Here is a 19,982-nt window from a genome sequence, read left to right on the forward strand (position 1 = left end):
TATGGCTTACAACGAATCTGACTATCTCATGCTTTCTGGCATCCAGCACTTTGAATTCTGCCGCAGACAGTGGGCTTTGATTCACATCGAGCAGCAGTGGGCAGAGAACTACCGAACCACTGCCGGTGAATTGATGCATAAACGGGCTCATGAGGAAATATCTGTGGAGAAGCGGGGCAAGCTTTTGATCATGAGAGGGCTTCGCATCGCCTCGGCAGAGTTAGGTGTATCAGGCCAATGTGATATTGTGGAGTTTCATCAAGTGAAGTCAGGTATCACGATTTCGGGGTACGATGGCAATTGGGATGTGATGCCTGTAGAGTACAAGCGCGGCACAGAAAAAGAAGGGCGTGAAGATGAGGTTCAGCTTTGCGCCCAGGCCATGTGCCTGGAGGAGATGTTTCTGACTGAAATCCCCAAAGGCTATTTATATTACGGGGAAAATAAACGGCGGACTGAGGTTCTATTTGATGAAGAACTGCGGCTACATGTGAAAGAAATCTGTCACGAGATGCACGGGTTATATCAAAAAGGTTATACACCAAAGGTAAAGACCAATAAAAAATGCCGATCCTGTTCGCTAAAAGACCTTTGTCTGCCGAAACTGAACAAAACGCTTAGCGTGGAAGAATATATCAAGGAAAGGCTTACTGGAACGGGTGGCGGAGAATGAGAAAACTGTTGAATACGCTTTATGTAATGTCAGAGGACGTTTACCTTGCTTTAGATGGAGAAAATATAGTCATCCTGCGTGATGAAGAGACCGTTGGCAGGTTCCCGTTACATACTTTGGAGAATATCGTAAGCTTTTCTTACAAAGGTGCTTCGCCTTATTTGATGGGTGCATGTGCAGAGAAGGGAATTGATCTCAGCTTTTATTCTCCGAGAGGACGATTTCTGGCGAGAGCTTCGGGGCGGTCATATGGCAATGTACTGCTTCGAAAAGAGCAATATCGAATATCTGATGATTTGAATCGAAGTGTGCTATATGCGAGGAACATGATCTTAGGGAAAGTTTTTAATTGCAGATGGAGTTTGGAACGTACAATCCGAGACAATGGAATGAGAGTGGATGCGGAACGTATCAAAGAGGTTTCCCAAGAATTGAACGAGGGTCTGGAACAAATCAGAACTTGTGAAGATTTGGATACCCTTAGAGGAATTGAGGGTGAATTAGCCTCTCGCTATTTCTGTGTGTTTGATGAGTTGATTATCAATCAGAAATCGGATTTTGTATTCCGTGGACGCAATCGGAGACCACCGCTGGACAACATCAATGCGCTGCTTTCTTTTGGATACACTGTTCTTGGCAATGAATGTGCAGCGGCGCTGGAAAGCGTGGGTCTCGATCCATATGTTGGATTTTTGCATCGGGACAGGCCGGGCAGACAATCGCTGTCATTAGATTTAATGGAAGAGCTGCGTGGTATCATGGCTGACCGATTTGCTCTAACTTTGATCAATAAAAAGATAATTAAAGGAGAGCATTTTGATTATCAAGGTGATAGTGCCGTTTTGCTAAGTGATGAAGGAAGAAAGCAGTTTTTTGCAGCATGGCACCAGCGTAAAAAGGAAACGATTACGCATCCGTTCCTCAATGAAAAGATCCCCTGGGGGTTGGTGCCATATGTACAGGCGATGCTTTTGGCACGAACAATTCGAGGCGATTTGGAGAGCTATCCGCCGTTTTTGTGGAAGTAAGGAGGGGGTTATGTTAGTCTTAATTACCTATGACGTGTCTACGCAGGATGGTGCCGGAAAGAAAAGGCTGCGTAAAGTTGCCAAGGAGTGCGTGAACTATGGTCAAAGAGTGCAAAACTCAGTATTTGAGTGCATACTTGATGCATCACAAGCCTTACTGCTGAAAGACAAGCTTTTGTCAATTATTGATGAGACGCAGGATAGCCTCAGGTTTTATAATCTCGGAAACAATTACGAGACAAAAGTGGAACATTATGGAGCTAAAGAAAGTTATAAAGCAGAAGGCGTTTTGATGGTATAACCTAGGTGCGAAAGGCAAGTGAACATGAAATCCCTGGGTCTTTCGCACCTGTATTCTTGTAAGTTTAATTCCATATGTGGAAATATATGTTACATATGGTTTGTCCAAATCTAAAAGTAATACAAATTAATGGGAATTTCTTTAGGAGATTGGCGTTAATTTGCAGTCGCACTCCGCATGGAGTGCGTGGATTGAAATCAGATTCCAAAAGCGAGACTTTTATCAAAAGTCATGGTCGCACTCCGCATGGAGTGCGTGGATTGAAATTCCCAATTACTGGAAACTACCCTAAAAGGTGTAGTAGTCGCACTCCGCATGGAGTGCGTGGATTGAAATACCAAAACTGATTAGGACAATTAGACAAAGTATGTCGCACTCCGCATGGAGTGCGTGGATTGAAATCAATATTTTTTGACCTGCCCATAACCATACATCTAGTCGCACTCCGCATGGAGTGCGTGGATTGAAATTGAGTTTAAATCGTCGCTCATTGCAATCATTGATGTCGCACTCCGCATGGAGTGCGTGGATTGAAATAAAAACCCACTTAAAAAACTCATTAAATGTGTCTTGTCGCACTCCGCATGGAGTGCGTGGATTGAAATATAATTTCCCTCCTTTTAGGCTCCTGCCCTTACTACGTCGCACTCCGCATGGAGTGCGTGGATTGAAATATGAAGCTGATGGGGCTTGGCACTTTGACATTGACGTCGCACTCCGCATGGAGTGCGTGGATTGAAATAGCGTTGCCATCGTATGAGAAGAAGGAGGTAAAAGTGTCGCACTCCGCATGGAGTGCGTGGATTGAAATCATGATTTTACCAAACCGCAACCCAATCCGATATGGTCGCACTCCGCATGGAGTGCGTGGATTGAAATGACCTCATTTTCAATCTTTAACAGGTATTTAATCGTCGCACTCCGCATGGAGTGCGTGGATTGAAATCATTGATGGTTTATCAAAAGAAACGGCTGCAAGTGGTCGCACTCCGCATGGAGTGCGTGGATTGAAATTTTGGTGCCCAGACGGTAGCCGCCAACTTTTGAGTCGCACTCCGCATGGAGTGCGTGGATTGAAATTTAAGCAGCATGGACTCTATGTTGTCTACCTTTACCTGGGTCGCACTCCGCATGGAGTGCGTGGATTGAAATCATTTCTTCCAGCAATTGTTCGATTTGTGCCTCATAGTCGCACTCCGCATGGAGTGCGTGGATTGAAATTACGGCTAATGCTCCCGCCTTTTTTACACGCTGGTCGCACTCCGCATGGAGTGCGTGGATTGAAATATTTCTGAGGAAGAAAAAGTGGAATTTACAATGCACGTCGCACTCCGCATGGAGTGCGTGGATTGAAATATTTAAATCGTTAAAATATCCTGCATCAAACTTATGTCGCACTCCGCATGGAGTGCGTGGATTGAAATACGTCTATTCTTTAGCATATCATCAACGAGAGGGTCGCACTCCGCATGGAGTGCGTGGATTGAAATACCTGCTTATACAGATATTGGACATATCCGCAGACTAGTCGCACTCCGCATGGAGTGCGTGGATTGAAATAGTGCCAGCCCGCTCATGTCTCCGTAGTAGATGGGTCGCACTCCGCATGGAGTGCGTGGATTGAAATGTTGTAGTATGTAACGCCTCCATTATCGTGGATCATTGTCGCACTCCGCATGGAGTGCGTGGATTGAAATCGCTCCAACTGTGCGTGCCTGCCAGCTTCCTGCATGTCGCACTCCGCATGGAGTGCGTGGATTGAAATCTCCATAGTCCAGCTTCAGCGGAATTCTCCCTTGGTCGCACTCCGCATGGAGTGCGTGGATTGAAATGGTATTAAAATTGGTAAGTTCAAGAACTGAGGCTTTGTCGCACTCCGCATGGAGTGCGTGGATTGAAATCTAATCTGTGACAATGCACTTAGACCTATATATGTCGCACTCCGCATGGAGTGCGTGGATTGAAATCCAACCGTCCATTAATACAGATGGGGCACCTCCCCTGTCGCACTCCGCATGGAGTGCGTGGATTGAAATCCGAAGCATCTGAAAATGAATCTTGGGAACTCGTAGGTCGCACTCCGCATGGAGTGCATGGATTGAAATCCACTACGGAAATAGGCTGGCTTGAAAAGCTGTGGGGTCGCACTCCGCATGGAGTGCGTGGATTGAAATGTTTCCGTAGTTAAAGGCTTACTTGCAGTATTCGCTGGAGTCGCACTCCGCATGGAGTGCGTGGATTAAAATTTTTGTATAGCAATATTTAAACGGTACGATTGTGTGTCGCACTCCGCTTGGATTGAAATATCATCCAGTTTATACAGCAGCACCAAATCACCTTTGCTACACTCTGCGCAGAGCAGAAGCATACATACCACCATATTGTGCTATATTAGAATACGAAATAGAAGGCATGGTATTAACTAACTGTTGGAACAAAATAGACACGCCTTTCACCAGATTTTCTTGCGTTTTTAAAAAATCTTTTTAAAGATGAATTGATTTTATGATCAATTCTTTTTCTATATCCAGTGACTTTCCTCTATCTCTTCCGCATGAAATCCTCATGTTTTGTAAACACTATCCATACGACAAATTTCGACAGCGTAGATTGTTTGGCATTTACGGTTGATGACAGGCTTGAGCTGTTCAATTGTCGTATTGGGCAAACTTTTTCTGCAATTATCTAAATGAAATGCAGACGAATGTCAATAAGCGTGCCTATTAGTTCAATTTTATCATTACGATCAAAATTGTATTGTTTTATGTATGAGAGGTGCATGGTATACGTATTGTTCCCCTTGTACAAGCGAGATAATCAAATTTTATTATTAAAATTATGGAGGTATGTATTTTGAAGATACAAGGAATAACAGAAAACGTCGTCACTGCAGGCGTTTCAGATTTACAGGAACCGAAAACAGAAGGGATTCCGGCGCTGCAGGGTGATTTCAAGCAGCCGGGCAATGCGGGGATAGCGCAAAACAATCAGTCAAAATTAGCACAATTGCAGAACAGTGATATTCCAGCAGGTCTATTTGAAATGCTGCAGAACAAGCAGAATCAGGCAGGCTTACAGGAATTCGAGACATTACAAAGCAGTCCGCAGGTTGATATGGGTAATATCAAATCCAGGGATTTGGGAAACATGCTTTCAGGAGAATTAGTGCGTTTAGGTGAAGCCGTAGCAAAAGCACAGAATCCTAATGTGGACTTTGGTGATCTGCCGTCCAGGGCTTTGACAGAGATGGGCAAAGACGTCATCAAATCAGAGTAGAGGCATCAATATGAAAAAAACGGGATTCCATTATTGCTGGCTGGTATTGGCTGGTATCATTTTAATACGAGGATTTGCAGGCGGCGGTATCAACATGACCTCGGGGCTGTTTTTAGCTCCAGTAGCGGCAGACATCGGAGTTGGAATCGGCAGCTTATCAATTTATCTTAGCATTACGTCCATCGTCATGGTATTATGGCTGCCTACGGCAGGCAAGTTAATCAATAAATACGACATACGCATTATGGCCGTAATCGGAGCTGTTCTACAGGCTTTGTCCTTTGCGGCTATGGGTTTGATGCATCATGTTTACGCCTGGTATCTTTTGGCCGTTCCTGGCGCTATGGGTGCATCCATTCTAGTCAGTCTGCTGGGTCCGATTTTAATTAACCGTTGGTTTACCAAAAATGCAGGCCTGATGCTGGGTATTCAGATGGCGTTTGTTGGACTTTTTGGCGCAGTGCTGCAGCCGTTTACGTCGGTGCTCATCGCTGCCGATGGCTGGAGATATTCCTATTTCATAATCGGCGGACTGACTTTCGTCGTCGTCATTGCTGCGGCAATATTGCTTTTGAGGAATAAACCGGAAGACAAAGGCTTGCTGCCCTATGGAGCGGAGATTGAAGATGGCAGTACTGGTGCCGAAGTGAAAGTCAGTAATCAGGCTGCAATCGAAATTTCCGAGAAAGAAGCAATCCATTCCGCATCCTTTTTCCTGCTTCTATTCTTTATGATTGCCATTACCGGAGTCGGTGTATTCACGCAGCACATTCCGACCTTTGGGGGAACGAGAGGATTGACCATAGAAGAGACCGGTCGGGCGCTGGCCTTCGCATCCGTTGGGAACGCCATCGGTTCTGTGGCTATTGGTGTAATCTGTGACCGCATCGGCAGTCTGAAGACCTGCTTTGGCATCATCGGTCTGGGCTTGATTACAGTAGTTGGCTTTTTAATCAGCGGTCATAGTTTCTTCATCTTTGGACTGCTGACCTTTATTCACGGCCTGGTGACATCAGGAATCATGGTTCTGGCGCCGATTCTGACAATTACGTTCTATGGGAAAAAGGACTATGAGAAAATCTATGCCAAAGTCTCCATGGGCGCACCGCTGGCCTCAATTATACTCATTCCGGTCTATGGCTTTATCTATGATTTGACCAAAAATTATACGATGGTCTTGATTGGTATGATTGTTCTGCTCCTTCTGGCGGCGTTCTGTATTGCGCTGGGGTGGAAAAAACGATGCACCTCTGCAGGATGTCCTGCTTTTAGAACAAAGTAATCCTTTTCAATGTGGTTTAGATTCTCCTAAAAATGGTATATATCATACAGCAAATTATCAAAATTTACTAGTTCCATCCATGGGTCAGCGGAAAACTGCCTCGTGGAGGGAACTTTTATATCCTCGATTGGGCAGGACTGGTTGGAATGCTATGCGGTTGAGCAGCTATATTCAATTACTAAACCAGATACGTCAAGGGAGGGTTACCAACAAAATCAGGAGAGGAACTGAGGAGGAATAGTATGCTCACATTGAACAATGTATGCTGGAAGCCGGAAGATGGCGAAGCAGTTTTAAAAGGAATCGATCTAAAGATTCCTGCCGGAAAGCTGACCGTGGTGACGGGACCAAATGGAGGAGGGAAAACTTCCCTGGCAAAAGTGATTGCAGGTCTCAATGCAGTCACTGAGGGGACCATTTTGCTGGACGATATAGATATAACAGATAAAGATATCACAGAGAGAGCACAGCTGGGCGTCAGCTACGCGTTTCAGCAGCCAGTAAGATTTAAGGGCGTTGCCGTTAGAGACCTTTTGGAACTGGCAGCAGGCGGAACCATCAACGAAGAAAATGTCTGTAGCATCCTGGCGAAAGTCGGGCTTTGTACAAAGGACTATATCGACAGGGAGGTCAACGCCAGCCTGTCAGGCGGCGAGATCAAACGTATCGAGATTGCATCAGTTTTGGCCAGAAAGAACAGCAGGCTTTTGATCTTTGACGAACCGGAAGCAGGTATCGACTTGTGGAGTTTTTCCGGTCTCATCGATACCTTCGAAGAGTTAAAAAAGGAAAAAGATAAGTCTCTTCTAGTCATTTCGCACCAGGAAAGACTTCTGGAAATCGCAGACGAAATCGCAGTTATTGTAGACGGAAAAGTGCGCATTGCAGGGCCAGGAAAAGAAATCATGCCGCAGCTCATGGAGGGCGAAAAATCAGGATCATGCCCGATGGGAAAGGAGTGGTAATCATGGATAAATTGACAGTAGATCTATTAAAGGCAGTATCAGAATACGTAGACGGCGGTTATACCGGCGCCTTTAACATACGTGAAAATGGAGGCTGTGCAGGCAGACAGTCCACCGATAATATTTTGATAGAGGGAAAAAAAGACGGCAGCGGATTGGATATCTACATCAAAGCAGGCACGAAGGGGGAAAAGGTCTTTATCCCGGCATGTGTGACGAGGGGCAGCGTCAGCGATTTGGTGTACAACGATTTTCATGTAGGGGAAGATGCTGATGTGACCATCATTGCAGGCTGCGGCGTACACACTGATGATGAAGGAGAAGCGGTTCACAACGGAATACATAGGTTTTATCTGGAAAAAGGCGCCCATGTACTTTACGAAGAAAAACATCTGGGAACTGGAGAGGGCAGCGGCCAGAAAAAAATCGATCCGGTGACTCATGTGGAGCTGGCGGAAGATGCAGTTCTGGAGATGAATACCATTCAGCTGGGCGGCGTGGACCACTCGACCCGAACCACCGGCGGCAGTCTCGCCGATCGAGCGAAGCTGCTGATACACGAAAGCATTATGACCGACGGCGATGAATACGCCATGACTGATTTTGACGTAGATATGAACGGAGAAGATTGTGCGGTAGATCTGATATCCAGATCCGTCGCCAAAGGCAATTCCTATCAGGAATACCATTCCCGCATCAAAGGCAATAACCGCTGCAGCGGTCACTCCGAATGCGACGCTATCCTCGTAGGAAAAGGCAGAGTCAATGCGGCGCCGGAACTTTACGCAGGACATTTGGACGCTTCGCTGATTCATGAGGCCGCCATCGGCAAGGTGGCCGGCGAACAGATTCTCAAGCTGCGTACCCTAGGGCTGACAGAAGAGGAAGCGGAGAAAAAGATCATAGAAGGGTTCTTAAAGGGATAATGACAAAAGAATTGGATTTGACTTTTACCAAAGTGATGACAGACTGGTATGCAGAAAATAAAAGAGACCTGCCCTGGCGCATAGACAAGAACCCTTATCACGTTTGGGTTTCAGAGATTATGCTGCAGCAGACCAGGGTAGAGGCGGTGCGGGACTATTACATTCGTTTTATGAACGAACTGCCTGCTGTCAAAGACTTGGCGCAGGCTGATGAACAGACTCTTCTGAAACTTTGGCAGGGCTTGGGTTATTACAATCGCATCCGCAATATGCACAAGGCTGCCACCGTGATTGAGCAGGATTTCGGCGGGGTTTTCCCTAAAACCTACGAAGATATTAAAGCCCTGCCAGGCATCGGCGATTATACGGCTGGAGCCATTGCCTCTATCTGCTTTGACAGAAAGGTTGCTGCAGTGGACGGCAACGTACTAAGAGTGATGAGTCGACTCTGTGAAGATTACGAGGACATCAAAAACGCCGCCATGAAAAAGCGAATGGCAGCTTATCTGCAGGCTCTTTATCCCAAAGAGAACTGCGGCGATTTTACCCAGGGGCTCATTGAGCTGGGTGCTTTGATTTGCGTACCCAATGGGCAGCCAAAGTGTCACGCCTGTCCGGTCAGTGGCTACTGCAAAGCGCGGGCAAATGGTACGATCAGCCAGCTTCCTGTCAAGAGCAGCAAAAAAGAACGCAAGAAGATCAAAAAGATTGTTTTTATCCTGCAATGCGGTGATAAAATCGCAGTCCGGAAACGCGATAAAAAAGGCCTTTTGGCTGGCTTATACGAATTCCCAAATGTAGACCAGGAACTGACGGCTGAGCAGGCTGTAAAACAAGTGGAAGATTGGGGCTGCCGACCGCGGGATTTGCAGCGAAAAGCAGAATACAAACACATCTTTACCCATGTGGAGTGGGAGATGACAGGCTATTATTTTTCCTGCGACAGCGAAAATGAGGATTTTCAATGGGCAAACCAAAAAGAAATGGCAGAGGAGATTCCTCTGCCCTCCGCATTTGGATATTTCATTTGACTTGTGCATAGACATAGAATAGACAAATGTTCTGCACAAATTGATTTAATGGGAGTCCGTTATGACAAAAAAACAAAGAATCATGTTCATTACTGCAGGCGCAATTCTATTGCTGGCCTGCAGTTTTTGGCAGATAAATAAAATAAATGAATACAGCAGTCAATATTTTCTCGACCACACGATAATCAACGGCGTCAATTGTTCCAACATGACGTTGACGGAGGCGAAGGAAACTTTGACAGAGCGTTGGAATGGACATAATTTTAAGATTATGAAAAACGGTGAGACCCTTGGCGAGATACAGGATCTCAATCTGACTTATGCTATAGATCAGCAGCTGAAACGAGCGATGAACGAGCCGCTGTTTAAACGTGTTTTTCACTATGTGACGAAAAAGAAAGAAGTGATTTCAATCACAATGACAGTGGCGGCAGAGAATGATCACTTTAGGAAACAAATAGAGGAGATGGATTTTCTTAATCGAAAGAGCACGGTTAAGACCAAAGACGCCCACGTCGACTTGTCCAATCGAAAGTTCGAAATTGTCAAAGAAGTGCAGGGGGACAATATCGACAAGAGCAGATTTAAAAGAGCGGTTTTGAAAGCCATCGCCGCTGGCAATTTTACTTTAGAATACAACGCGTCTGACTATTATCAGCAGCCCAAGATTTACAGTACAGATCCGGCTCTGAATGATTACAAGGCATATTGCGAAAAGAATTATTCCCAGATCATTACTTATCGCTTTTACAATAAAGGTTATACGGTGACGCCGGCGGAGCTGAAATCTATGATTACTATTAAAGAGGGAAAACGGCAGGTGGACGAAAAAGCAGTTGAGAAATTTGTTTCTCATCTGGCCATCACCTACGACACCCTGGGAACTGCCAGAAAGTTTCAGTCTACATATAAAGGAACGATAAGTGTAACAGGCGGCAGTTATGGTTATCTCATCGATCAAAAGAAGGAATGTCAGGCGCTGATCAAAGATTTAAAAAGTGAAAAGGATGTAAGCAGAAAACCGATATACAGCCAGATACCATATTATACTGGCGGCGGTACCAACGATATCGGCTCCAGCTACGTAGAAATCGACATTTCCAATCAGCATCTGTGGCTCTATCAAAAAGGCCGTGTCGTGATAGAAAGCCCCATTGTCACCGGAAGTCTGGCCGGCGGTTATGCGACGCCAAAAGGTGTCTACTATCTGGTCTATAAGGCAGAAGGCGTTAATCTGCGGGGACGGAACAGCGACGGCACAGCTTATAACTCGCCTGTAAAATACTGGATGCCTTTTTATCAGGACTACGGCATGCACGATGCGTCCTGGCGGGGAGATTTTGGAGGAGACATCTACCGTACCAGCGGTTCACATGGCTGTGTCAATATGCCCAGCAACTCTGCCGCCATCCTGTATGCGAGGATCACGGCTGGATACCCAGTGGTTGTTCATTGACAGAATGAGGGGATATGCATTTCACAATAATTTATTTGCATAATATGGCTTTCTTGATTATAATGAACGCATCGATCATACGGCTTTGCCGCAAGGAAGCGTTCATTGAAACATGTGCTTAGATGTTATGTTCAAAGGAATGCACATGTTATAATAGTTCCACGATCTTACGACGTTGTCGAGCGGTAGGAACTATTGAATCATGAATTTCAATTCTATTCTCAAAGGAAGATTCATGTTATAATAAACGCATCGATCTTACGACGTCGTCGCAAGGAAGCGTTCATTGAAACATGTGCTTCGATGCTATGTTCAAAGGAATGCACATGTTATAATAGTTCCACGATCTTACGACGTTGTCGAGCGGTAGGAACTATTGAAACATGAATTTCAATTATAAATTTAAAGGAAGATTCATGTTATAATCAATATATACAAAAGGACAAGGGGAGAGGGAATATGAGAAAAAAGTTTATCGCATTAGTATTGATTGTCGTCTTTATGTTTACCGTGACAGGTTGTGGCTCGATCAGAACGGTAGAAGGACCGGATCTGAAGAAACCGGTCTTTGTCAAGGAACTCATTTACACTGACGAGATGAATGTGGATTTGTCCTATATACAAGACTACAACTGGGACAAAGAAATTTCCAAGGTTTCCATTGTCGACGGACCAAAGGGAGTGACCTGCAAGGTCTATGACAACGAGGAGTATCAGGAGGACGAGAAATACACCCTGATAACAGTCCATCTGGGCATAAACAGCAACCGGACTGATGACGAGGGAAATTTGCCAGAGGATATTGCCTTCAACAAGGTAAATATCACTTGGGACGATGGAAGCGAAAGCATTGAGGACGTGGGGTCGATTGTCATATCCTCAGATGATTTTGATTCCGATATGGTCGATGAAAGCGGCGGCAGCGAAATGGGCGAGAGTTATATCAGTTTAGAACCGGCAGAAAGAGATGTAAAGATTACAGGCTTGAAATTTAGGGTAAAGGATGCCGAGCAATATTTTACAGATATTACTTTCAACGAAACGCCGCTAAAAGAAATCAGCATTAGACGTCCTTTGGAGTTATATGAAGGGGAATCGACAGATATCTCCGTAAATACTGGCAGCAATATGGACTATGGAAATATTTCGGTGGCGGCAGACGTCATGGAAAAGACAGAAAAGGGAGAGAAAGTCTACACTACCATTTTCCTGGGTTGGAACTTATGGAGTGACGGAACGATCAGAGCGTACTTAAAGTCGGTATTAGATTAGCAATTTAGAGACTGGATGAAAAGAAATCCAGTCTTTTTTGTGCAAAAAGTAAAACTGCCATTGACATAGTAAAACACATTCATATATTATATTCTATGTGTCGAAAGTGAACTAGTTATAGAAAGAACTAAAAAGTAGTAAAGGTAGGAGTAACGAATGAAACAAAAGCAAAACCGAATTTGGAACGGAATTGAGAAATTTGGCAACAGCCTTCCTCATCCCGTCTACATCTTCATTATTTTGACTGCCGTCGTGTTTGTCGTGTCAGCTCTATGTTCCAGTATAGAGTTTCCACATCCAAACACCGGCGAAGAACAGCACATCAGCAACCTGATGAGCAAAGACGGCCTGGTCTGGTTCTTACAATCCATGGTCGAGAATTTTGTAACCTTCAGTCCCCTTGGCGTAACTTTGGTAGCCATGTTGGGCATCGGTATTGCGGAGGAGACTGGCCTTGTAAAAACTGTCATCAAATCCAGCATCGCAGGGGCGCCCAAGTTTTTGGTCACAGCCATCGTCCTGCTGGTAGGCATCATGGGCAGTCTGGCCGGATCAGCAACCTTCGTCATCATACCGCCACTGGGCGCCATGATTTTCAGAGGGATGGATCGTCATCCAATTGCAGGACTTGCCACCGGGTTTGCCGGCGTTGCAGCAGGGCTTTCTGCCAACCTGATGGTTACGCAGACCGATATTCTGCTCTCTGGTATTACAGAATCCGCTGCGCAGATATATGATCCGAATTATACAGTAAACCCTACAGTGAACTGGTACTTCATGGCAGCTTCTACTATCATGCTGACCATCGTGGGAACTTTCGTAGTAGAGAAAATCATCGAACCGAGACTTGGCGAATACAAACGCGAAGAAGGGGAACCCGGTGCGATTGAGACAGAAGATACCACCCTGGCTGACGTAACAGCAGAAGAAAAATCCGGCATGAAGTGGGCCGGCATCGCAGTACTGGTATATCTGGCTGTCCTGGCAATTACCATCGTGCCGACAAACGGCATTCTCAGAGGAGAAGATGGCGCAATTATTGATTCACCGTTTTTCAGCAGCATGGTGCCAATCCTGACCATCTTTTTCCTGGTCGCTGGACTTGCCTATGGCATCAAGACCAAGGTGATTCAAAAGTCGGCTGACGTCGTACAGCTTTGGGGGAAATCCATGGCTGGACTGGCAGGCTTTGTCGTGCTCTGCTTCTTTGCAGGTCAATTCGTCAAAGCGTTTGCCCAATCCAATTTAGGGTTATACTTATCCGTAAAGGGATCTGAATTCCTCAGCGGAAGCAGTCTGACCGGAGCGCCTCTGATTGTAGGCTTTATCTGTATCACTATGCTGATCAACTTCATGATTGGCAGTGCGTCGGCAAAATGGGCGCTGATGGCGCCGATCTTTGTACCGATGTTCATGAAGCTGGGTTTCACTCCGGCCTTTACACAGGCGGCTTTCCGTATCGCGGATTCCGTAACCAATGCTGTTTCACCTCTTGAGCCGTTCATGCCGTTTATCATCATGACCGCGCTGAAGTACGACAGAAAGTCAGGCCTTGGTTCCATTATTGCAACCATGCTTCCGTTGGTAATATCCTTTGCAATCAGCTGGATCATCTTGATTTTGATCTGGTACAAGCTGAACCTGCCATTGGGACCGGGAAGCAGCATCTTGATGTAAGGAGTTAGAAATGTTAGCAGAGAAATATATTGAGACTTTAACAAAAGAATTAGAGAGCAGACGAGACGCTTTGACTGCCATGAGCCGCACGATCTGGGAGAATCCGGAAATCGGTCATCAGGAATACACAGCCTCAAAGCTTCTGACAGAAATGCTGGAAGACAATGGCTTTACAGTAGAAAAGGGCGTTTGCGAGATGGAGACAGCCTTTTCTGCCGTGAAGAAGTCTGGCAAGCCGGGTCCTGTCATCGCCTTCGTAGCTGAATATGACGCTTTGCCGCAGATTGGACATGCCTGCGGGCACAATCTGTTCTGTTGTTCAGCAGTCGGCGCGGGCATCGTACTTTCGCAGCTCCAGGAAGAACTGGGCGGGGAAGTCCGCGTTCTGGGCACGCCGGCAGAAGAGGGGACAGTACCAAACTACGGTGCTAAAGTTGTTTTTGTAGAAAAAGGTTACTTTGACGATGTGGATGCCGTGTTCACCGCTCACGGTGAAGGTGAAACGGTAATTGAACGTTCTCTGGTCGCAGCCACTATGATAAAAATAAAGTTCAAAGGTGTGGCAATCCATGCAGGCGGCGATCAAGTACACGGCAAAAACGCTCTGACTGCTGGAATGCTCTGTATCAATAATATGAACGCCATCCGCCAGCAGAACAGACCTTGCGACGTGGTCAACTCCATCGTCACTGACGGCGGACTTGCCGCCAATACCATTCCGGACAACTGTGAACTGCAGTTCAGTGTTCGTTCTGATACTTCGGAACATTTGAAGAGAGTATTGACCAATTTAGAGCATTCTGTGCAGGCCGCCGCCCTGGTCACAGGCTGTGAATACGAGATGGAAGCCGTTAAGAATCCGATGAGGGATACCAAATCCAATCACCAGCTGGGTATGGTGCTGGCAGAGTATCTTGACAGCATTGGAGCGCCTTATGTGCAGGCGGATTCCAGAAACTTCGCTTGGGATGTGGGCGATATCACTTATGTGTGCCCAACCTTGGGCTCATACTTCAAGATGGGTCCGGAAGAAATCATCTGCCATACCCCAGGCTTCCGGGAAGCGGCAGGCTCCCAGCTGGGCTTTGACGGCATGATGCTGGCCGCCAAGGGCATGAGCGTCGTAGCCTGCGAATATCTGGTCAATCCAGAGCTTCGTGAACAGGCTTGGAAAGAATTTGAAGCAACACGTAAATAATATAGAAACCGCAGAAGATGTTTCAACTGTGAGAGGAAATCTCCACAGGTGAGACATCTTTTTCTTTGCGCTCAGCAGATTCTATTTGCTGAGCGATGGGATTGTATGGACGTGTTTCATGAAATTGTCCCAGGATTCTGTTCATTCATTGTCAATCTAACCTTTCTGATATTAACCACCTCCAAAGAGACAATCTGCTATATTCGCATGGGATTTTTGAAGACCCCCCCGGATATTTTCCACGGCAAAGGGATGAAACCATCTTCCGCCTTCATTTTCATTTTTTTGCTTGTTATCGGCACATTTTTTGATTATTGTAAACCAATCCGCCTTCATTTTTGAATTCCGGCGTCCTGCCTGCGCAAAGGCGACGAATCTGGCTGATATCAAGGGCATTTGCAAAGGGAGTCATGCAGATAAATTCATAAAAATCAAAAATGAAGGCGGAAATGCACGCTTAAACAGCATTTTATGCCGTCACGCCCTGCTTTTTTGAAAAGTGAAGGCGCGCTATTTTATCTTCATGCATCTGTCGTGGAGAAGCTTATTGAAGCATGTGATGCAACTTTGAAAGTGTCCATCATCTCCTATGATGCGATTCCCTGAAGAATTTACGAATATGCTGCTCCCGGTTGCTTTTGTGGATTGTGGACGTCTTTGCGGTGGAGAAATTGATAAAAAAGTAACCGGAATCAGATATACCCCCTTGAAGCCTTTTGACAGTGAGCCGGTTACGCGAGTTCGCTTACTTAAGACATCATCATTTTTGAATCAGAGCGCCACAACGTAAAAAAATTAAGTGTTGACAATAATCCGAAATCGGATTATAATGATTTTTGTCCGAAATCGGATTATTGAAAGGTGAAGTGAATGGAAGATAAAATAACAGGAAAAATGATATTATACAATCAGTTTAGTAAAGAACTAGACGGCCTCTATCATCTCTATGCGCGAAAAAGCGGACTTTCAGATACGGCTTTTTGGATTCTCTACAGCGTAGAGGAAAGTCAGTCCGTTTATACGCAGAAGGAACTTTGTGAGGATTGGTCTTACAGTCGCCAGACCGTCAACTCCGCTCTGAAAAAGCTGGTGGAACAGGAAATTATAGAGCTGAGACCGTTACCGGGCAATCGCAAGAATAAGCAGATTGTTTTGACTGCCTCTGGCAAAGCCCTTGTGGCAGAGATTATTTCGCCGCTGATCGAAGCAGAGAGAAACAGCTTTCTCAAGTTAGGCGAAGAAGACGGAGAAGAATTCCTGAGACTGACCAAAAGCCATTTGGAATTATTTCACAGAGAAATTGAACAGATATTAAAATAGATGTCAAGCGTCTGCGACAAAGGCGCTGACACATAAAAGGAGAAGGGAAATGGAGAAAAAAAGAGAATACAGCTATCAGATCATTTTACTTATAAACGGCTGCTCCGCTTTGTAATATCACCGATTCTGATGATGATTTGCACCTCGTTATATAGCATCGTGGACGGATTTTTTGTTTCAAATTTCGTGGGCAAGACGCCCTTTGCTGCGGTAAATTTAATCATGCCCATCGCCATGGGTGTGGCAGCCATCGGCTTTATGATTGGCACAGGAGGAAGCGCCATCGTATCAAAGACTTTGGGGGAGGGGAAGCCGGATAAGGCCAATGAATATTTTTCCCTATTGATTTACACGGCAATCGGCATTTCGGTGACATTGTCGATTTTGGGCTTTATCTTTATCAAGCCGATTTCTGTTATGCTGGGCGCCAGTGGAGAATTGCTGGAAAACTGCATCGTCTATGGCAGGATTTTGTTTGTCTCAATGCCGGCTTTTATTTTGATGAACATCTTTCAAAACTTCTTTATTGCTGCAGAAAAGCCTTCTCTGAGCCTGAAGGTGTCCCTGCTAGCGGGAATTACCAATGTCATCTTGGACTTTATATTTATCGTCGTGCTGAAATGGGGCATCGCAGGGGCTGCATGGGCAACTGCCGCAGGAGAATTTCTCGGCGGTGTGATTCCAATGATCTACTTTCTTAGAAAGAACGACAGCCTCCTGCAGTTAACGAAGACGACCTTCAACGGCAGAATATTGTTAAAGGCGTTCACTAACGGCTCATCGGAGATGGTGACCAATCTTTCTCTCTCCATCGTAGGCGTATTGTACAATTTCCAGCTGATGAGGCTGGCGGGAGAGGATGGCGTTGCGGCCTATGGCATCATCATGTATGTGAACTTTATCTTCATGGCCATTTTCTTTGGATATTCTATCGGTACAGGTCCAATCGTTGCCTACCAATATGGCGCAGGCAACCACGATGAGTTGAAAAACGTCTTCCGAAAGAGTATAAAACTGGTGATTTCAACAGGTATTGTTTTGACACTGCTGGCAGAAATCTTAAACGTTCCATTGATTAAAATCTTTGCCAGCTATGATCAGGACATGTTCAATATGACCAGCCACGGCTTTCGAATTTATGCCATCGCTTTTTTAGTCATCGGTGTCAACGTGTGGGGTTCGGCCTTTTTTACAGCACTGAACAACGGTGTCGTATCGGCGGCCATTTCTTTTTTAAGAACGCTGATCTTCCAGGTAACTGCTATCCTGCTTTTGCCGGCAGTTTTCGGTATCGACGGCGTTTGGTTTGCTGTTGTGGCCGCGGAGATGCTGGCGTTATTGGTGACGACGACCTTCTTGGTTAAGAACAAAGATAAATATCAGTACAGCTGAATGAAGAGCGGCATTTGATATAAACCAGATAACCGCGCAAAAGAAAAGAGGATGTCTCTGCAGTCGAATTACGGCTAACTACAGACATCCTCTTCGTATGTTTTTGTCAGTTGTTTTCTGCTTCTGCTGCTTCTCTGAGGCGTTTTTTGGTTTCGCATTCAATCGGTGTAAAAGTGCCGTCCTCATTAGGGGTGAACACATAATGTTCTTTGAGGAAAATGATGTCCTCTCGGTAAACAGAGTCCAACTCCGCCAGAACTGCGGCACGAGCGACCACTTTTGCACCAGCCTCTTCTGCCAGCTTTTCCAAAGCATTGAGAGATTCTCCAGTTGCGATGACATCGTCGATGATGGCAACGCGTTTTCCTTTGATCTTCTCCACATCACAGCCGTCTAAATACAGAGTTTGTTTCTTCTGGGTTGTGATGGAATAGACGACTGCTTCTAAAACGTTCTGCATGTAAGGCTTCTTGGTCTTGCGGGCTACGACAAATTCTTTGCCGAGCAGACGGCTCATCTCATAGGTGAGGATGATGCCCTTGGCTTCTGCCGTCAGCAAAATATCGACTTCCGGTAACTTTTCGGCTAATTTTGGCGCTACAGCTTGTACTAATTCCGTGTCTGACACGATGCAGAAGCTGGCTAAGGCCATATTGTCTTTAATCTTTACAAAAGGCAGCTGCCTCTTGACTCCGCAGATTTCAAAATCAAAATGTGGGGGATGGTATCGCATGTTGAATCCTTTCTAACGTGAATGAATTTGTTTCGGGATTATTCTACCATATTTTCATCTTTTCGGCAATGGGTCATTGAGTTCTTTCATGACCGTGAGACGCATGGTGATATAACAGGCGAGTCCGCCTAATAGATTAGAAATCGGTTCTGCCAGGAACACGCCTTTGACTCCCAGACCGGCAATGTGAGGCAGCAAAAAGGTCAGCGGTGCCACGATTATCGCCTTTCTGAGGATGGAGAAGAATACAGCGTAACCAGCTCGATTGAGAGATTTAAAGGTGGCCTGACCTGCAAACTGGAAAGCCATCATGACGAAACCGAAGAAGTAGATATGCATTGAGGGGATAGCTGCCTTGACAAGATCTGTTTCCTGAGTAAAGATATGAATGAAAAACTGGGGAAAAAGAAAAAGCAGACCCCAGACGATCATAGTATAGAAAAAACCAGATCGGGTCATAAATTTGACAGCCTCTCGTACCTTGTCATATTTCTTTGCACCATAGTTATAGCTGATCACTGGTGCAGCACCGTCAGTTAGTGCGCCTACTGGCGTTTGGGCAATTTGACGGATAGAATTGATGACGGTCATAACGCCGATATAGATGTCGCCGCCAAAGGACTGCAGCATGGCATTACAGGCGACTTGTACCAGACTGTCGGTAAAAGACATCATGAAACTGGCCGTGCCCAGGAAAGATATTTTTCTGATACAGGCAAAATCCGCACGAAATCCTCTAAAATCCAGCTTTAGTTCAGCCTTTTTCGTAAGAAACCGCAGTACCCAGGCAGCGGAAAGAAACTGAGAGAGGACCGTGGCAATGGCAGCCCCTTTGACACCTAGGCGGAAGACAAAGATAAAGACGGGATCGAGGACGATATTGCTGACCGCGCCCAGAAGTACGGTCAGCATGCCGATTTTGGCAAAACCCTGGCTGTTAATATACGGGTTAAGTCCCAGCGAAGTCATGACAAATACGGTCCCCAGAAGATAGATGGTCATGTAGCCGGCGGCGTAAGGATAAGTTTCACCGCTGGCTCCGAACAGGTAGAGCAGGGGCCGCTGAAAGGTGATGCCGAGGATTGTCAGCAGGATACCTGTCCCCAGCAGCATGAAATAAGCGTTTATAATGATTTTTTTGGCCTCAGCAGTATCTTTTCGTCCCATGGCGATACTGCAAAGGGGTGCGCCCCCAATGCCGAAGAGGTTAGAAAAGGCTGCTATCATTGTGATGATCGGAAAACAAAGCCCCAGGCCTGCCAAGGCGACCGTACCTTCTCCCGGAATTTTACCGATGTAAATCCGATCGATGATATTATATAAGAGATTCAAGATCTGCGCTGCCAGCATAGGTGATGCGGCAGCGACGATATTTTGACGAACCTGACCGCCGGAAAAATCTATCTGTTTTGCTTTCAACATACCCATCTCCCTTCAAAACAGTTTTATCTT

General features: G+C 45.7%; 16 protein-coding genes and 1 CRISPR repeat array. Of the genes, 14 read left to right on the plus strand and 2 right to left on the minus strand.

All coding sequences use genetic code 11. The features are described 5' to 3' along the window. Nucleotide 1: 1 nt before the first annotated feature. From cas4 to BN6539_RS08055, 14 genes are all read left to right on the plus strand, one after another. Nucleotides 2-673 (plus strand): CRISPR-associated protein Cas4, encoded by a 672-nt coding sequence (gene cas4 / locus BN6539_RS07985; RefSeq protein WP_067536223.1) that lies wholly within the window; start codon nt 2-4, stop codon nt 671-673. Continuing rightward, on the plus strand, nt 670-1,701 hold the full coding sequence (cas1c, locus tag BN6539_RS07990; protein WP_067536226.1) for a type I-C CRISPR-associated endonuclease Cas1c: 1,032 nt from the start codon (nt 670-672) through the stop codon (nt 1,699-1,701). The genes cas4 and cas1c overlap by 4 nt, the downstream gene beginning before the upstream one ends. 10 nt (nt 1,702-1,711) lie before the next feature. Beyond that, on the plus strand, nt 1,712-2,002 hold the full coding sequence (cas2, locus tag BN6539_RS07995; RefSeq protein WP_067536228.1) for a CRISPR-associated endonuclease Cas2: 291 nt from the start codon (nt 1,712-1,714) through the stop codon (nt 2,000-2,002). A 165-nt stretch (nt 2,003-2,167) separates the two neighbouring features. Beyond that, nucleotides 2,168-4,248: a CRISPR direct-repeat array (repeat unit 33 nt; unit sequence GTCGCACTCCGCATGGAGTGCGTGGATTGAAAT). 607 nt (nt 4,249-4,855) lie between these two features. After that, complete coding sequence (locus BN6539_RS08000) at nt 4,856-5,278, plus strand: hypothetical protein (RefSeq protein ID WP_067536232.1); 423 nt, start codon at nt 4,856-4,858, stop codon at nt 5,276-5,278. A gap of 10 nt (nt 5,279-5,288) precedes the next feature. Beyond that, complete coding sequence (locus tag BN6539_RS08005; RefSeq protein ID WP_067536235.1) at nt 5,289-6,560, plus strand: MFS transporter; 1,272 nt, start codon at nt 5,289-5,291, stop codon at nt 6,558-6,560. A gap of 242 nt (nt 6,561-6,802) precedes the next feature. Next, complete coding sequence (locus BN6539_RS08010) at nt 6,803-7,525, plus strand: ATP-binding cassette domain-containing protein (protein WP_067536238.1); 723 nt, start codon at nt 6,803-6,805, stop codon at nt 7,523-7,525. Between the two features lie 2 nt (nt 7,526-7,527). Next, on the plus strand, nt 7,528-8,451 hold the full coding sequence (locus BN6539_RS08015) for a SufB/SufD family protein (protein WP_067536241.1): 924 nt from the start codon (nt 7,528-7,530) through the stop codon (nt 8,449-8,451). Beyond that, on the plus strand, nt 8,451-9,482 hold the full coding sequence (gene mutY / locus BN6539_RS08020) for an A/G-specific adenine glycosylase (protein WP_067536242.1): 1,032 nt from the start codon (nt 8,451-8,453) through the stop codon (nt 9,480-9,482). Before BN6539_RS08015 ends, mutY begins: the two co-directional genes overlap by 1 nt. A 61-nt stretch (nt 9,483-9,543) precedes the next feature. Beyond that, nucleotides 9,544-10,938 carry a L,D-transpeptidase family protein gene (locus BN6539_RS08025; protein WP_067536245.1) on the plus strand — a complete coding sequence of 465 codons (1,395 nt, stop codon included), beginning with the start codon at nt 9,544-9,546 and terminating at the stop codon, nt 10,936-10,938. A 459-nt stretch (nt 10,939-11,397) separates the two neighbouring features. Continuing rightward, nucleotides 11,398-12,210 (plus strand): hypothetical protein, encoded by an 813-nt coding sequence (locus tag BN6539_RS08030; protein WP_067536247.1) that lies wholly within the window; start codon nt 11,398-11,400, stop codon nt 12,208-12,210. A gap of 156 nt (nt 12,211-12,366) precedes the next feature. Beyond that, on the plus strand, nt 12,367-13,887 hold the full coding sequence (locus BN6539_RS08035) for an AbgT family transporter (protein ID WP_067536250.1): 1,521 nt from the start codon (nt 12,367-12,369) through the stop codon (nt 13,885-13,887). 10 nt (nt 13,888-13,897) lie between these two features. Then, a complete protein-coding gene (locus BN6539_RS08040) occupies nt 13,898-15,085 on the plus strand; it encodes a M20 family metallopeptidase (RefSeq protein ID WP_067536254.1) in 1,188 nt (395 codons plus the stop codon). Nucleotides 15,086-15,955: 870 nt separating this feature from the next. Next, a complete protein-coding gene (locus BN6539_RS08050) occupies nt 15,956-16,405 on the plus strand; it encodes a MarR family winged helix-turn-helix transcriptional regulator (RefSeq protein WP_067536260.1) in 450 nt (149 codons plus the stop codon). 114 nt (nt 16,406-16,519) lie between these two features. Continuing rightward, nucleotides 16,520-17,797, plus strand: coding sequence for an MATE family efflux transporter (locus BN6539_RS08055; protein ID WP_334292978.1), 1,278 nt, complete (start codon nt 16,520-16,522; stop codon nt 17,795-17,797). Nucleotides 17,798-17,903: 106 nt separating this feature from the next. On the opposite strand, the gene BN6539_RS08060 is transcribed toward BN6539_RS08055, so the two are convergent. Then, complete coding sequence (locus tag BN6539_RS08060; protein WP_067536266.1) at nt 17,904-18,530, minus strand: phosphoribosyltransferase family protein; 627 nt, start codon at nt 18,528-18,530, stop codon at nt 17,904-17,906. Between the two features lie 54 nt (nt 18,531-18,584). Continuing rightward, entirely contained in the window at nt 18,585-19,952 is a 1,368-nt protein-coding gene (locus tag BN6539_RS08065) for an MATE family efflux transporter (RefSeq protein WP_067536269.1), read from the minus strand. Nucleotides 19,953-19,982 lie beyond the last annotated feature (30 nt).

Source organism: Emergencia timonensis (genome assembly GCF_900086585.1).
Classification (GTDB): Bacteria; Bacillota; Clostridia; order Peptostreptococcales; family Anaerovoracaceae; genus Senimuribacter; species Senimuribacter timonensis.

What these genes read in the sequence shown, in the direction of transcription:
- cas4 (WP_067536223.1), top strand. Translation starts at nt 2, where the DNA reads ATGGCTTACAACGAATCTGACTATCTCATGCTTTCTGGCATCCAGCAC.
- cas1c (WP_067536226.1), top strand. Translation starts at nt 670, where the DNA reads ATGAGAAAACTGTTGAATACGCTTTATGTAATGTCAGAGGACGTTTAC.
- cas2 (WP_067536228.1), top strand. Translation starts at nt 1,712, where the DNA reads ATGTTAGTCTTAATTACCTATGACGTGTCTACGCAGGATGGTGCCGGA.
- BN6539_RS08005 (WP_067536235.1), top strand. Translation starts at nt 5,289, where the DNA reads ATGAAAAAAACGGGATTCCATTATTGCTGGCTGGTATTGGCTGGTATC.
- BN6539_RS08010 (WP_067536238.1), top strand. Translation starts at nt 6,803, where the DNA reads ATGCTCACATTGAACAATGTATGCTGGAAGCCGGAAGATGGCGAAGCA.
- BN6539_RS08015 (WP_067536241.1), top strand. Translation starts at nt 7,528, where the DNA reads ATGGATAAATTGACAGTAGATCTATTAAAGGCAGTATCAGAATACGTA.
- mutY (WP_067536242.1), top strand. Translation starts at nt 8,451, where the DNA reads ATGACAAAAGAATTGGATTTGACTTTTACCAAAGTGATGACAGACTGG.
- BN6539_RS08025 (WP_067536245.1), top strand. Translation starts at nt 9,544, where the DNA reads ATGACAAAAAAACAAAGAATCATGTTCATTACTGCAGGCGCAATTCTA.
- BN6539_RS08030 (WP_067536247.1), top strand. Translation starts at nt 11,398, where the DNA reads ATGAGAAAAAAGTTTATCGCATTAGTATTGATTGTCGTCTTTATGTTT.
- BN6539_RS08035 (WP_067536250.1), top strand. Translation starts at nt 12,367, where the DNA reads ATGAAACAAAAGCAAAACCGAATTTGGAACGGAATTGAGAAATTTGGC.
- BN6539_RS08040 (WP_067536254.1), top strand. Translation starts at nt 13,898, where the DNA reads ATGTTAGCAGAGAAATATATTGAGACTTTAACAAAAGAATTAGAGAGC.
- BN6539_RS08050 (WP_067536260.1), top strand. Translation starts at nt 15,956, where the DNA reads ATGGAAGATAAAATAACAGGAAAAATGATATTATACAATCAGTTTAGT.
- BN6539_RS08060 (WP_067536266.1), bottom strand. Translation starts at nt 18,530, where the DNA reads ATGCGATACCATCCCCCACATTTTGATTTTGAAATCTGCGGAGTCAAG.
- BN6539_RS08065 (WP_067536269.1), bottom strand. Translation starts at nt 19,952, where the DNA reads ATGTTGAAAGCAAAACAGATAGATTTTTCCGGCGGTCAGGTTCGTCAA.